The following is a 329-nucleotide window of genomic DNA, read 5'->3' as shown; positions in this document are numbered from 1 at the left end:
CTGTTTCAATCCGTCCCAATTCTTCCTGGGTGCGCATGTTGTTTTCAACTTCCCAAAGATCAACCGCCGCCTGGAGGTTTAGCCAAAAATCGACTGTGGTATCAAAAACTTTCGCCAGACGAAATGCCATCTCAGTAGTGAGTTTACGATTGTTATTGATCAGTGCACTGACGCTATTACGATGAACATGCAGCAACTCTGCTAACTCATTGATTTTCAAATCGAGCGGTTCCAGATATTCATAGAGAAGAATATCTCCGGGTGTCGTCGGTTTTCTTGTTGCCTGTTTCATGGTTTTTAACTGTTGCTTCCTTGTGAATAGCGATGCA

The 329-nt window shown here is 43.5% G+C and carries 1 protein-coding gene; it reads right to left on the bottom strand.

Features of this window, described 5'->3' with window-relative positions; all coding sequences use genetic code 11:
• Nucleotides 1–292: HigA family addiction module antitoxin (locus tag FN960_RS23720; RefSeq protein ID WP_143850787.1), on the bottom strand; the 292-nt coding region annotated here is incomplete at its 3' end.
• Nucleotides 293–329 lie beyond the last annotated feature (37 nt).

It is taken from the genome of Alkalicoccobacillus porphyridii (assembly GCF_007293315.1).
GTDB classification, from domain to species: domain Bacteria; phylum Bacillota; class Bacilli; order Bacillales; family Bacillaceae_D; genus Alkalicoccobacillus; species Alkalicoccobacillus porphyridii.
This window is presented reverse-complemented; position numbering and strand designations above follow the sequence as displayed.